Raw genomic sequence first — 13,398 nt, 5'->3', positions numbered from 1 at the left:
GTTTCTGTTGGTTAAAAGCTAATAAAAAATAGTTAACTAACAGATAGATAATTGCCAGCTAGATCAGGTATTGATTTACGCGATAGGCCATTATTCCAATAATAAATGGGGTTGATAATGAAAAATACAAAATATAGTGTCTTGTGCTTGGCGATCCTTGCCAGTATTGCAGGTTGTTCCGACGACAAGATTGTTGAAGTTGAAGTTGATAACGGTTTTTCAGTCGTTGTCACAGAGGGAAGAACCCTCACAAATACGCCAGATATCATAGTTAAAAGCCAAGAAGAGGTTGATGAGCTAACCATTACAATCGGCGCAACAGCGGATCTTCATGGTCGCATTTTTGGTTATGATTACGCTATCGATGGCGAAGATGCTGATGCGGGCCTCACCCGTATCGCCACATTATTAAAGGCAGAAAAAGCCAACAATCCCAACATGATCTTGATCGATATCGGTGATACGGTTCAGGGTAACTCTGCTCAACTCTTTAACGACGATCCGACTCATCCGGTTGTCGCAACCCTAAATGCCCTCGAATTCGACGTGTGGGTGCCAGGTAACCATGAATTTAACTTCGAACGTAGCTTTATCGATCGTAACCTAAACCACTTCAACGGCGCAGTGATCTCGAGCAACATTAAGTGGGAAGACAATAGCGCGAATTATATCCGCGCGTTCCAGATCTTTGAAGTCGATGGTGCCAAAATTGCAATTGTCGGTGTAACACCTTCCAATGTACCAAACTGGGAAGCATCGGCGCCGAGTCACTTCGCCGGTCTTAAATTTGATGAAGAGTTAGCATCGACACGTGCAGCAGTTGATGAACTTATCAAAAAGTACGCACCAGATGTTATCGTGGGCGCCTTCCATATCGGCCGTGACTCAGACGCCGGTGCGGGCGTGCATAAAATAGCTGCTGAGATGGCTGACAAATTTGATGTTATTTTAGCCGGTCATGAACACGCGACCTACATTGAAAGCATTGCAAAATCATCAGGTGATGAGATCACATCAACAGATATCTCCGTTGGTGGCTCAGACACTATGGAAGATAAAGCTATTTCAGGCACATATAACGAAGCTAACCGCGCTGAAAGCGTTAAGATCATCGAGCCGGGCAAATGGGGTTGGGCCCTTGCCAAAGCTGAAATTCAGCTGAAGAAGAACACCAGCGGCAAGTGGGAGATGGTGGACACCACACTAAGCAACATCACCACTAAAGATGTGAAAGAGGAAGAGGATATCAGTGCTCAATTCCAATATGTTGATGATATCTCTAAAGAGGATGCTCAGACGCTATTAGGAATGGTCACTGGCGACTTCACACCAGGTGGTGGCGCTGATGAAGCTATTCATGAAGATTACAATGATAACATAGGCCGTTTATACACAACGATTCATACTGCTAAGGTTGTCGACACGCCGTTAATGGACTTTGTTAATCAGATCCAGATTAGAAAATCCGGTGCTGTAGTTTCAGCGGCCTCTCTGTTCTCCGATAGCTCTAACCTACTCGATGGTCAAGAGTACGCTAAGAAAGATTCAACCAATCTGTATGAGTACGATAACACCTTAGTGGCTATTGAGATGACGGGTGCAAATCTGAAACGTTATATGGAGTGGTCTTACACTTACTTCAACACCTATAAAGAGGGTGACTTAACCGTCTCCTTTATGAAGGGCAGTAAAGCGTACATGTACGATCAATTCGATGGCGAGATTGAGTTTGTTGTCGATCTAACCGGTGAAGCTTTTGCGATGGACGAAGATTACAAGGTCACCACCGAAGGTAGCCGTATCGAGATCATCGAGATTGCTGGAAAAGAATTTGATGCAGCTGCTACATATAAAGTGGCAATGAACAGCTACCGTTGGGGCTCTAACGTTAAGAAGTATGGCTGGGCCACCGATGCAGATGTTAAGTATGACTCAGTAAACGAATCTGTATACGCTATTCGTGACATGTTAACTGAGTACGTTGAGATCAATAAAGGCGTCATCGCAGATGATTTTTTCAATCCAAACTGGGAGTTTAAACAGTATCAGAAAGATGGCGCAATCACTAAAGAACGTAACGATGGCGCTGAAGGTCAAGCACTTTGGAATAGACTGATCAAGCAAGAGATCTGTGTGAGTATTGACCTTGATAACCCTAAATATCCTGGTATCTTACATTCATTGAATGCTAATGATGACAGCACATATTTTGTCAACCCTAATGCGGGCAACCTAGATCCAGATATGGTTTACCAAGGCTGTGTTCCTGCTGGTAAGTGATAATTTAGCGGTCTAACTCTGGCCATAAGCTATTTTATAACACGACATAAAAGAGATAACCCGTTCAAACTGACTCGGGCTATCTTCTTTTTATGTCGATTTACACCCTTTGTATATTATCAATCATGCGAAATAACGATATCAGTTAACCTTTGCAATCATTGTGCTCAATCAACAAACAGTAGCTTCCTTATGCTAAAAACCTATCGCTTTACTCTGTTTATCACCCTATTGTCGACCCTGATTTTCTATATGTCTCCTGGTTTGAGCGAGCATTTAAAGCCTCAATCTTCAGTTGAGCAGGTATTTGTAGACGCAAGAGTAATTAGCGTCATCTCAAATGACTTGGCACCGGATCCCAGAGTACCCTCCATTTTGACAGGCAAGCAGGTCTTCACGGCCGAAATTTTAGATGGAGAGTTATCAGGAAAAGTTGTCGAGGTTAAAAATCCACTCAGCAGGCAACATAACGTGTTGGTTTCTGAGGGCGACACCTTCATCATGATGATCCGTGAAACAGCCAATGGGACCGTTTACTGGGCCTATAATCATAAACGTTCTACGGCCATTTATTGGATGAGCTTTGCCTTTTTATTGTTACTTATGTCATTTGGTAAAAGACAGGGAATAAATTCAGTAGTCTCGCTCTATTTTACCGCAGCCCTAGTCATAGGAATATTAATACCCGCTATTTTTGCTGGTTGGGATCCCGTGCTTATTACTATCATCTTGATGGGCTTAAAAATTGTGGTCAACTTCTTGTTGGTGACTGGAAATAATCGCAAAAGCTATTGTGCCATGGCGGGCACACTTCTGGGTGTTATCGCTGCAGGGGTAATGGCGCAACTCTTCGGTGAGTTTGCACATTTATCAGGAATTTATCTCGATAAGGGTGAGGATGTTATCTATCTTGCTACTCAACCAATACAGATCCGCTGGTTAATGTTTGTCGCCATCATGATCTCAGCATTAGGCGCTGTGATGGACGTAGCGATCTCTATTGCATCAGCTTATAACGAGCTTAAAATTACCGATCCTAAACTCACGCCAAAACAGCTTATGCAAGCCAGCATGAACATTGGACGTGACATTATGGGTACCATGACCAACACACTGATTATGGCCTTTGCAGGTAGCTCGCTCACTACGATTATGATGGTGTGGGGGTTGGATATGCCATTAACTCAGTTTATAAATACGCCTGTTATTGCATTAAGCATCATACATGCACTGGCTGGTAGCGTGGGTATTGTGCTAACAATTCCTATCACTGCATGGCTTGCTATGTATTTCTTAAATGACCCACGAGATACTGCAACAGTCCATTCAAAGTCAAAGATTGATACTGCTATTCTCAAAACTGACATGACAGCAATAAAAAGATAAATTGATATAATTCCAATTAGAACTAATCGGTATTAATCAAAAATAAAGGTCCGTTTTTGCAAACGGATCTTTATTCTCACATGATTTTATTTTATCCCCAGTTCGACTCGTCTATTCAACTACCAGAGCCTTTTAGCTTTCTATTCTCAGTATTAGCTTTCATTTTAATATAATTCAACTACTTGCGAAAAGTTGACTTATGAACTAGCTTAATTACTAAGCATTTTAAAATGGAGAAGCGTAAATGAATAGAATTAAGGAAGCACAAGAGCATCTAAAGAATGAGTATAAGCTTTACAATGATTCTACGACTAACAAACTGCCTGAGCTCGAGCTCGAATCCCCCGAAAGACTGGATGCAATATTAGAATCAGTTACCAGAAGGGAATCATTAAGTCATGCGAAAAAAATTCCCCCCGCAACAAAGCTAAAATCAGCTCTGGCAGATACCCTACTTTTGCTGGACAATTTCGACATTAAAAAAGCAAAAGAAGCAGGAAAAGCTGAAACCAGCTAGTTCATATTTACTCGTCATACCTTTTCACTGAATAAATAAAAATAACATGAACTCTTGCCTCGCATTATCTCGCGAGGCAAGTAATAGCGTTTAGTATAAAACACCATTTAATCGTTACAACACTATCTCTGCTCCACATCAGCCTCAACAGAAAAGGGCAAGGGAACTATGTGGGGATAAGAGGAGGCGGGCACTACCATCAAACAACCAAAAATGACCTCGACTATATTGATTTTCGACAAAGGCCTCATCAGCAAAGCACGGCTAGATAATGATTTAACACAGTTCCAAAAATCCTCTTCCCTCTTCTTTGAATAGATAAATCACGATACAGTGTAAAACTAACATGCCATAACGGTATCGACCTCAGTCACACTAATCGAGTATCGAACAATGACCACGAGCCAACTGCCCTTTTCTCAAGCCTGTGAAAATAATAAAGACTCGATTCTGAATATCATTAATCCCATTTTTTCAACCGCCACCCATCTACTTGAAATAGGCACAGGAACAGGCCAGCATGCAGTTCATTTTGCCAAGCACCTACCCCATCTTATCTGGCAAACCAGCGATCAATCTATCTATCTTCAGGGAATTGAGATGAGACTCGCTCAATCCCAGATCGCTAATTTGCAGATGCCTTTAACACTGGACGTGACGACAACTTGGCCACTGAACAAACAAGCCAATATCGATGCTATTTTTACAGCCAACACCTTGCATATAATGGCGAAAGATATGGTGGAAGCCTTTTTTAAAGGAGTAGGAGAGCACTTACAGATCCAAGGCCAACTCTGTATTTACGGACCCTTTAATTATGGGGGGAATTATTCCAGTGAGAGTAATGCTAGATTTGATATCTGGTTAGCTCAACAAAATCCAAACAGTGCCATTCGAGATATCGAATGGATTAGTCAACTTGCTGAGAACGAGGGACTGAAATTAATTGATGATCATGCAATGCCTGCTAACAACCGTTTACTGCACTTTGTAAAAGAATAAAGCCAAGATTAGTAGCTTATTAGCCGTTTCAATAGCCAAATAACCGCTATTACTGAGTCCTTTCGATGCAGACTAAATTTCTGCCCAACGCTTTCGCATCATAAAGGGCTTTATCGGCTCTATTAATCAGGCTGTCTAAATTGCCACCAGTAAAACCTGCAATTCCGGTACTGACCGTTATCGTCAGCGGTCCTTGAGACGTTAAGATAGGCTCAGCCTCTAGCTGAGCACGAAACCTGTCCATTAAGGAAAATGCCTTATCTTCGTTTAAGCCTCTAAAAGCAACGATAAACTCTTCACCACCAAATCGGGATACATTAAAATGTTGGCCGAAGAAGCCATTTAAACGAGAAGCGAACTCCACTAACACCTCATCTCCCACGTCGTGACCATAGCTATCATTCACTTTCTTGAAAAAGTCTATATCAAGCAGAGCGACCGTTAAGCTACTTTTTTTCTGTTTAATCTGTTCAAGTTGCTCTTCATATAGGCCAAAAAAGTAACGACGATTATAAACGCCAGTTAGGTAGTCCAAATTGGCTTGTTCCCACAGTTTACGGATCATATCTAACGAATCTAACGTATTGAGTACCCGACAGTGGAACTCTTCATGAACGAAGGGTTTTTGCAGAAAATCGTTAGCTCCATTTTTGATAAAGCGAGCAGATAGGCTCTCATCAGCATCACTGGAAAGCCCAATAATAGCCAACTCCTCACGGCTAAAATCTCCCTCACTTTGAGGATCAAACCGAAGCCATCCAGACCCGGCATATTATAATCTGTGATAAGCAAGGTGATATCCGACTGAGTTTGCAGTATCGCTAATGCCGATAAACCATCATCAGCTTCAATAATTTGAAATAACTGTTGCTCTAATAAATTTCTGACAAACTTACGGCTAACCAGTGAATCATCGGCCACCAGCACTTTAACATTTTCATTGCGTTTAAGCCGTTTTACCAGCCTGACGACATACTCATAACTGAAACGGTTTTCCTTTAAGATATAATCAACGATGCCAAACTGAAGAAGTCGTTTTCTCTGCTGGCTATCCAAACTCCCGTTAAGACGATGCAAGGAGTTTGGTGAGACTGTACCAATTGAACTATCTCTCCATCCTGAGCATCTGGCAAATTAAGATCCGTTATGGCTACAAAGTATTTGTGTTGATTTAATAACAGCTCTGCGCTGACCATATCTTCAGCAAAATCGACTTCGCAGCCCAGTTCTTGCGCGATAAGGAGTTGTAAAATACGGGACACAACTCTGCTGTCCTCAACGACTAATATTCGCAACCTGCTCTCCTCAAACTTCAACTGCAGAGTCATTAATCCCACATTCCCTCTCCCAAAATTCGTCGTTTAGACATTAGTTCCCTAATCTTTGATTGAAATTTTAAGAATAAATTTAAAAGCCTTAATGTCTCTGACGCTCTTATACTACTATAGCTTTGTTTCGTAAGAACTCGCCTGCTCTTGCGTTAATCGATTTAAATCAATAACCACTGTTGCCGAGATTTTATCTTGAATCGCTTGCCTATTTGCATCCCAGTAGATCTGTAAAAAACCCAGCAACCCTGTCGCAAATCCTGCACCATAGCCACCGTAACGGCCAAAAGAGTCCCAGAGTGACAACCTTGTACCATCGAGTTGAACAACTCTGATCCTAAATAACTTTTTACCCAAAGTTTGACCATCAAACCAAGCAGTAAAGACGGTAAAATAAAAGGCAGACCAACCAAAACCTAACCCCAAATCGTTTAACATCCCTTTCGCCCAAGCAAGTAAGCTGTATTCATCCTTCAGCTCTTGTTTTTCTTCGCCAAGTTCTTCGAGATATTTGAACTGATTGTCATCAACATACTGAGAAGTCACCTTATCATTAGCTGAAGTTTTGGCCGTAATCTCTGCTGTCTTAACATTGTGGTCACTCCCCAGAGGCTGCAGTAACTCACCCTCGGCCAATTTAGACTCGAAATCCACAGTTAAAGGCTGAGTAAACTCAGTATTAACAATGTCTAACAAGCGTCTCTTCTCATCTAAAGGGAAGGGAAAATCATCAATTAAATTGATCACTATCGACTTTTTTTCATCTAAGCTTAAATTTGACTCTTTAATGGCAGGAAGCAGATGTGAAAGCTCATTTTCAGCACAACTAATATGGGTACACTGACTAAATTTAATAATTTTGGGACCAAAATCTATCAGCTCACCTATCACTTCAAGTGAACTAAGCTCAACCCCGTCAGCAGCATTTTTCTCTGTGCTCGATCTTTCCGATGGGGTGACATAATCCACAGCCACCAAGATCATCATGACCAGCATAAGCAAGTAGAGACCCCACTTAAAAAGTTTGCCTAACTGACGGTTTTTTTTCTGTATCAATAGGGTTAACCCCACAAGAAGTATAAATACCCAGCCCGCTTGCTCTGCCAATACGGCGACGAGTAGACCATCGATAATCATGGCTAAACCTCGTTTTAAAGGGCTGGCAAGTGGGGTGTATAAAAGTTTTGGAGCAATCTCAAAAGCGAAGGGTGTCACCATGGATTTTGGATCGCTTTCTTGATTTTCCCTAGTCATATAAAGTCACTTTCTTATTATTTTTATTGGAATTTATCATTTTAAGAGATAAACACTTACCCCTGAATCGAAAATAATCTATATTCGTTCTGAACATAAACACTATAGATTGTGCTTATTCTGCTCACCCAAACAGAAGATTAACACTTTTACCCGCCAATCAACCAATAGCTTTACTAATAAGAATTCAGCTATTAATAACTAAATAGAATAAAGAAGAACAAACAATCACTTCAAATGCTGTCAAAGGCGATTATGATTCAAGTACTAAATTGTTAGGAGCAAGCACCCATGAGCAAAATTTTCGAAGATAACTCACATACTATTGGTAATACCCCTCTTGTTCGTCTTAAGCGCGTTAGTCCGGGTAATGTCTTAGCTAAAATCGAAGCCAGAAATCCTAGCTTTAGTGTTAAGTGTCGTATCGGTGCCAATATGATCTGGGATGCGGAGAAGAAGGGGATGCTAACCCAAGACAAAGAACTGATTGAGCCCACTTCAGGTAATACAGGTATCGCACTGGCATATGTTGCAGCAGCTCGGGGTTACAAATTGACGCTTACTATGCCAAATACCATGAGCCTTGAGCGTCGTAAACTCCTAAAGGCATTAGGTGCTAACCTCGTATTAACCGAAGGTGCCAAAGGCATGAAAGGCGCGATTGATAAAGCAGAAGAGATACGTCAATCGGCACCTGAAAAATATGTGCTATTACAGCAGTTTGATAACCCAGCAAACCCAGAGATCCACGAAAAAACCACAGGTCCTGAGATCTGGAATGATACTGACGGTGAAGTGGATGTTGTTGTTGCGGGTGTTGGTACTGGTGGTACTATCACAGGTATTAGCCGCTATATCAAAAATGCAAAAGGTAAAGCAATCACTTCTGTGGCTGTAGAACCAGCAGACTCTCCTGTTATCCAACAAACTATTTCAGGATTAGAGCTAAAACCAGGTCCTCATAAAATACAGGGTATAGGCGCAGGCTTTATTCCGGGTAACTTAGATTTGGAGATGATCGACCGTGTCGAAGCCGTAACCAATGAAGAATCCATAGAGATGGCTCAACGTCTAATGAAAGAAGAGGGTATTCTAGTCGGGATCTCTTCAGGCGCAGCAGTTGTAGCCGCGAATCGCATTGCCGCACTACCAGAATTTAAAGATAAGACTATCGTCGTTATCTTACCCTCTGCCGCAGAACGTTACCTATCATCAGTTCTATTCCAGGGCGAGTTTGGTGATGCTGAAAACGTACAATAATAACTGCAGTTAACATTGAATAAAAAAACCAGAGTTAATCTGGTTTTTTTATTCATGACGCTTAACTCTCCATGCAAGTGAGATCGCTGATTCCGATAATCTTGCTTACGCTAGCGTTTACAATATGCTCGAACTGAATTTTATCTTCAATAATATTGCCTCTCATCACATACTGATATTCAAGCAACTTAATAAGCCCTAATACCTGATACGCATCCGCGAGCGAGGTGCTTGAGCCCAACTGTTCAAAAAACTGTTTAATTGTCGCTAAAAAAGAGTCATCTAGAGTGCTGATCGCATCTGCAAGCTGACTGTTTCTCAATGCTTCCTCGTGGAAAGCCATCTCTAAAATTCTGTCATCACTGTGCCTAACTTGCTCACGAATGTGCTCACAAATAAACTGGGTTAAGTAGGTCAGCAAATGTTCCTCATCTCTGGTACCTTCCTGCTCACTCAAATAATTGATTAATTCAAAACTGCTATTTTCCAGCTCCCGATTCATCCAAAGTGTCTTTTCAGCAAAATAGGTTAATGAATCACTAATCAAGACTTTAATATTTTTGAAGTAATACGTAGTAGAGGCTAAAGGGACATTGGCCTCTTTTGCCACAGCTCGATGACGAACGCCACGGATCCCCTCTTTAACGATTAACCTGAGTGTGGCTTCGAGAATAATAACCCTTCGCGCCTCTCCATCACTTCTGCTCGTCTGACGTCCAACATAGGTTAATAGGTGAGTCATTGTGCTCCTTCAGCCAGTGTAAATTTTATTTTTATTAAACAATAAAAATAAATTCGGACTAACCTTATAAGCAGTGAGCTAAAAATAACCAAAGAGTTCATCCACCTATACATTAACTTACTATGGCAGACAAGACTACCAAGTTTCAATTAAGGGATTTGATATGGAATCAATTAAAATATCCAGCTTTATGAATAGACGTCCAGTGACGTTTACAGCCAATATGCATATCGCAGAAGCCGTTGAGATCTTTCTTCGCGCTAAACAGATAGGTGGACCGGTTATCGATGAAAACAATCATGTTATCGGTTTTCTGTCAGAACAGGACTGTTTAATCAAAATGCTAGAAGCCACCTACCTTAACGAAGATCACTATGTCATAGGGGATATAATGCATGATAAGCCCCTTACTGTACGTCCAGACGCTTCAGTGTTAGATCTGGCCCAACAGATGACTCATGCTAAGCCCAAAATCTACCCCATCATAGATGAGTCGAATCAACTCATCGGCGTGATCAGTCGCTCTGATGTACTAAGGGCGATTGATGACCAATTGAAAGCCATGTATCAACAAGGGCACTCTCGCCTAGTCTAATGATGTTTTTTGAAGCGTTCTCTTTATCTCCCAAGTCTCACTGTGAGCCCAGACAGTAGGCATTATATCAAAGATATTAGTTTGGTTGTTTGGTTATTAATTGTGCTCCCGACTTGATCATTGTTCATAAATCAGGCAGCTTGCACATAGTTGTCTATGCTTTACTCCGTCAAACTAACAAATGAATAAATATAAGAAACAAAGAATAAGGCGCTAGGTTATGGTATCTGCGAGTTTTATTTTTTACGCTTTCGCTATCGTCATTGTCACCATGACAATGTTGCTCGTCTCTTATGCGCTCAACCCCAGAGGTCAAAAAAGGAAAAATAGCTACCCCTACGAATCAGGCATCGTTCCTGTTGGGGACACCAATATTCGTTGGAACGTTAACTATTTCTTAATTGCTATCTCCTTTGTCATCTTCGATATCGAAGCCGTTTACCTCTACTTATGGTCTCTGGTTGTGTTAGAGACAAGCTGGCCCGGATTAACCACCGCCAGCCTTTTCATCTTGGCCCTGCTTATCGCACTAATATACGAAATTAAACAAGGTGCTTTTGATTGGGGTAAAAGACAACAAGGAGAGTAGCTATGCGCTGGCAATTGAGTAAGCCTGAGATCATTCCAACAGCACCTCAAACCATGCAGGAAGTGGTTGAAAAGAACCTGCTGGTCACTCGACTTGAAGATCTTGTCGCTTGGGGTCGAAGCAACTCGCTCTGGCCGTTTAACTTTGGCCTTTCTTGTTGTTATGTTGAGATGGCCACTTCATTTACCAGTCGCCATGATATCGCTAGATTTGGTTCAGAAGTGATCCGAGCAACACCTAGAGAGGCTGATCTTATTGTTATTTCTGGTACCGTTTTTCTTAAAATGGCACCGGTAATTAAACACCTTTATGATCAGATGCTAGAGCCTAAGTGGGTGATTTGCATGGGTTCTTGTGCCAACTCTGGTGGCATGTATGATGTTTATAGCGTAGTGCAAGGTGCCGACCGTTTTCTCCCTATCGACCTTTATGTCCCCGGTTGCCCTCCAAGACCCGAAGCCTTGATGTATGGACTCACTCTACTGCAAGAAGCGATACAAAAAGGTGAACCTCGCCAAGCCAGACCACTCAATCGGACGATCACCCCTGAAGAGATCCAAGCTTTTTCCTGTCGCAATATGCGTGATGAGAAGCATGAGCAGAGAATTCAAACCGATAAGCTCACACCACCAGACGAGGTGTAAACATGAGCATAATCACTAAGGCGATATCACCACATAAAATTCAGTCTGAAAAGATTCAAAAAACACTTAATCTAAAGATGTTACCTGAGCTTGATAACTTGTTACGCACCTCTGCACAGCAACAAGTTTGCCTTGACCAAATTTTAACGCTTTGGATAGATAAAACATTGCTCATTCCAACTCTGAAACTGCTCAAAGGGATGCAACAACCTTTTGATTTTCTATTTGACCTTTACGCTGTCGACGAGCGACTGAGATTAGATAGAGAAACGATCCCAGCAAAAGATTTCACCTTAGTTTATCAACTCATGTCAGTTAGCCGTAACCAAGATATCAGGCTTAAAGTCGCACTCTCTCAAGATGAAGCTCATATCTCAACCATTACTGGCTTTTGGCCTTCAGCCAACTGGTATGAGCGAGAAGCGTGGGATCTGTTTGGTATCGTATTTGATGACCACCCCAATCTATACCGCATACTCCTCCCTCCCACATTCAAAGGCCATCCACTGCGCAAAGAGTTTCCTTGTCGCGCTACAGAAACTGAGCCATTTAGCTTAGATGATGAACGTTTAGCCATAGAGCAAGAAGCACTCAAGTTCGACCCAAAACGTTGGGGCATGGAGGAAAACAACAAAGACAATGACTACATGTTTCTAAACCTAGGGCCTAACCACCCCAGTGTACATGGGGTCTTTCGCATAGCCTTACAGCTCGATGGTGAACATATCATCAACTCAGTTCCCGATATTGGTTATCACCATCGAGGCGCCGAGAAGATTGCCGAACGCCAAAGCTGGCATGGCTTTATTCCTTACACTGACAGGATCGATTATCTCGGGGGAGTGATGAATAACTTCCCTTATATCTTAGCCATAGAACAGCTGGCTAATATTCAGGTATCAGAACGAGTCAAATGCATTAGAGTCATGTTATCCGAGTGTTTCCGGATCTTAAGTCATATGCTTTTTTTTGGAACGTTTGCCCAAGATGTAGGACAGCTCTCTCCAATTTTCTATCTGTTTATTGATAGAGAGAAACTGTTTGGCATCATTGAGGCTATCACAGGGGCACGTATGCACCCAAGCTGGTTCAGAATTGGTGGTCTTGCTCAAGATCTCCCCACAGGCTGGGACAGTATGATGCAGGAGTTTATCGATGAATTTCCAAAAAAACTCGATGAATATGAAATCATGGTGATGCAGAACAGCATATTGAAACGACGTGCTATCGGAATAGGACAGTACAACACACAAGAAGCCCTAGATTGGAATATTACCGGCGCAGGTTTACGCGCCACGGGGCTCGGTTTGGATCTTCGTAAAACTCGTCCCTATTCAGGCTATGAGAATTATGAGTTTGAGATACCCACAGCCAATAATGGTGATGCTTACGACAGATGCCAACTTAGAATTGATGAGATGAGGCAGAGCGTCAACATTATCCAACAATGCATTAATAACATGCCCCAAGGAAACATTAAGGCAGATCATCCATTAACGACTCCGCCAGACCAGCGTAGCAAACAGGACATAGAAACCTTAATTCAGCACTTTCTCAATGTAAGTTGGGGGCCAGTAATGCCAAAAGGCGAGTCTTGTTTCGCCGTTGAGGCCACCAAAGGAATCAACGCCTACACCATTATCAGCGATGGCAGTAACACCAGTTATCGCACCCGTATTCGCACTCCCTCATTTGCCCACTTACAGATGATACCTAAAATGGCAAAAGGTTTGATGGTAGCGGATCTCATTGTGATCTTAGCCAGTATCGACTTTGTAATGGCCGACGTGGATAGGTAGGA

The 13,398-nt window shown here is 42.0% G+C and carries 11 protein-coding genes and 2 pseudogenes; 9 read left to right on the top strand and 4 right to left on the bottom strand.

Annotated features, from left to right (window positions below; translation table 11 throughout):
- Positions 1-117: 117 nt before the first annotated feature.
- From HWQ47_RS10770 to HWQ47_RS10760, 3 genes are all read left to right on the top strand, one after another.
- The gene (locus HWQ47_RS10770) at positions 118-2,280 is read left to right on the top strand and encodes a bifunctional metallophosphatase/5'-nucleotidase (protein WP_269971115.1); all 2,163 of its coding nucleotides are present in this window, start codon (positions 118-120) and stop codon (positions 2,278-2,280) included.
- A gap of 192 nt (positions 2,281-2,472) precedes the next feature.
- Positions 2,473-3,666, top strand: a complete 1,194-nt coding sequence (locus HWQ47_RS10765) for a YibE/F family protein (RefSeq protein ID WP_269971114.1) — start codon at positions 2,473-2,475, stop codon at positions 3,664-3,666.
- A gap of 244 nt (positions 3,667-3,910) precedes the next feature.
- Entirely contained in the window at positions 3,911-4,183 is a 273-nt protein-coding gene (locus HWQ47_RS10760) for a hypothetical protein (RefSeq protein ID WP_269971113.1), read from the top strand.
- A 131-nt stretch (positions 4,184-4,314) separates the two neighbouring features.
- Here HWQ47_RS10760 and HWQ47_RS28070 read toward each other — a convergent pair.
- Positions 4,315-4,432: pseudogene (locus HWQ47_RS28070) on the bottom strand (OsmC family protein); the annotation flags it as partial.
- A gap of 144 nt (positions 4,433-4,576) precedes the next feature.
- Here HWQ47_RS28070 and HWQ47_RS10755 point away from each other — a divergent pair.
- Positions 4,577-5,185 carry a DUF938 domain-containing protein gene (locus HWQ47_RS10755; protein ID WP_269971112.1) on the top strand — a complete coding sequence of 203 codons (609 nt, stop codon included), beginning with the start codon at positions 4,577-4,579 and terminating at the stop codon, positions 5,183-5,185.
- Between the two features lie 49 nt (positions 5,186-5,234).
- Here the strand turns inward: HWQ47_RS10755 and HWQ47_RS10750 are convergent.
- Together HWQ47_RS10750 and HWQ47_RS10745 are read right to left on the bottom strand one after the other, a co-directional pair.
- Positions 5,235-6,480, bottom strand: a pseudogene (locus HWQ47_RS10750) (diguanylate cyclase).
- A gap of 147 nt (positions 6,481-6,627) precedes the next feature.
- Positions 6,628-7,767, bottom strand: coding sequence for an RDD family protein (locus tag HWQ47_RS10745; protein ID WP_269971111.1), 1,140 nt, complete (start codon positions 7,765-7,767; stop codon positions 6,628-6,630).
- Positions 7,768-8,058: 291 nt separating this feature from the next.
- Between HWQ47_RS10745 and cysK the strand changes: the two genes are divergently transcribed.
- The gene (gene cysK, locus HWQ47_RS10740) at positions 8,059-9,027 is read left to right on the top strand and encodes a cysteine synthase A (protein ID WP_269971110.1); all 969 of its coding nucleotides are present in this window, start codon (positions 8,059-8,061) and stop codon (positions 9,025-9,027) included.
- A 61-nt stretch (positions 9,028-9,088) separates the two neighbouring features.
- On the opposite strand, the gene HWQ47_RS10735 is transcribed toward cysK, so the two are convergent.
- A complete protein-coding gene (locus HWQ47_RS10735) occupies positions 9,089-9,769 on the bottom strand; it encodes a TetR/AcrR family transcriptional regulator (protein ID WP_269971109.1) in 681 nt (226 codons plus the stop codon).
- Positions 9,770-9,932: 163 nt separating this feature from the next.
- Between HWQ47_RS10735 and HWQ47_RS10730 the strand changes: the two genes are divergently transcribed.
- The 4 genes from HWQ47_RS10730 (at position 9,933) to nuoC (ending at position 13,396) form a co-directional block, all read left to right on the top strand.
- Complete coding sequence (locus HWQ47_RS10730) at positions 9,933-10,364, top strand: CBS domain-containing protein (RefSeq protein ID WP_269971108.1); 432 nt, start codon at positions 9,933-9,935, stop codon at positions 10,362-10,364.
- A 220-nt stretch (positions 10,365-10,584) separates the two neighbouring features.
- Positions 10,585-10,953, top strand: coding sequence for an NADH-quinone oxidoreductase subunit A (locus HWQ47_RS10725; protein WP_269971107.1), 369 nt, complete (start codon positions 10,585-10,587; stop codon positions 10,951-10,953).
- Between the two features lie 53 nt (positions 10,954-11,006).
- Positions 11,007-11,597, top strand: a complete 591-nt coding sequence (locus HWQ47_RS10720) for an NADH-quinone oxidoreductase subunit B (RefSeq protein ID WP_269971723.1) — start codon at positions 11,007-11,009, stop codon at positions 11,595-11,597.
- Between the two features lie 2 nt (positions 11,598-11,599).
- Positions 11,600-13,396 (top strand): NADH-quinone oxidoreductase subunit C/D, encoded by a 1,797-nt coding sequence (gene nuoC / locus HWQ47_RS10715; protein ID WP_269971106.1) that lies wholly within the window; start codon positions 11,600-11,602, stop codon positions 13,394-13,396.
- The last annotated feature ends 2 nt before the right edge of the window (positions 13,397-13,398 follow it).

Source organism: Shewanella sp. MTB7 (assembly GCF_027571385.1).
In the GTDB taxonomy this organism is placed as follows: Bacteria; Pseudomonadota; Gammaproteobacteria; order Enterobacterales; family Shewanellaceae; genus Shewanella.
The sequence above is the reverse complement of the archived record's forward strand: the minus strand, read 5'-3'. Positions and strand labels throughout refer to the sequence as shown.

Coding starts and splice junctions, on each gene's coding strand:
- HWQ47_RS10770 (WP_269971115.1), top strand. CDS start 118: ATGAAAAATACAAAATATAGTGTCTTGTGCTTGGCGATCCTTGCCAGT.
- HWQ47_RS10765 (WP_269971114.1), top strand. CDS start 2,473: ATGCTAAAAACCTATCGCTTTACTCTGTTTATCACCCTATTGTCGACC.
- HWQ47_RS10760 (WP_269971113.1), top strand. CDS start 3,911: ATGAATAGAATTAAGGAAGCACAAGAGCATCTAAAGAATGAGTATAAG.
- HWQ47_RS10755 (WP_269971112.1), top strand. CDS start 4,577: ATGACCACGAGCCAACTGCCCTTTTCTCAAGCCTGTGAAAATAATAAA.
- HWQ47_RS10745 (WP_269971111.1), bottom strand. CDS start 7,767: ATGACTAGGGAAAATCAAGAAAGCGATCCAAAATCCATGGTGACACCC.
- cysK (WP_269971110.1), top strand. CDS start 8,059: ATGAGCAAAATTTTCGAAGATAACTCACATACTATTGGTAATACCCCT.
- HWQ47_RS10735 (WP_269971109.1), bottom strand. CDS start 9,769: ATGACTCACCTATTAACCTATGTTGGACGTCAGACGAGCAGAAGTGAT.
- HWQ47_RS10730 (WP_269971108.1), top strand. CDS start 9,933: ATGGAATCAATTAAAATATCCAGCTTTATGAATAGACGTCCAGTGACG.
- HWQ47_RS10725 (WP_269971107.1), top strand. CDS start 10,585: ATGGTATCTGCGAGTTTTATTTTTTACGCTTTCGCTATCGTCATTGTC.
- HWQ47_RS10720 (WP_269971723.1), top strand. CDS start 11,007: ATGCAGGAAGTGGTTGAAAAGAACCTGCTGGTCACTCGACTTGAAGAT.
- nuoC (WP_269971106.1), top strand. CDS start 11,600: ATGAGCATAATCACTAAGGCGATATCACCACATAAAATTCAGTCTGAA.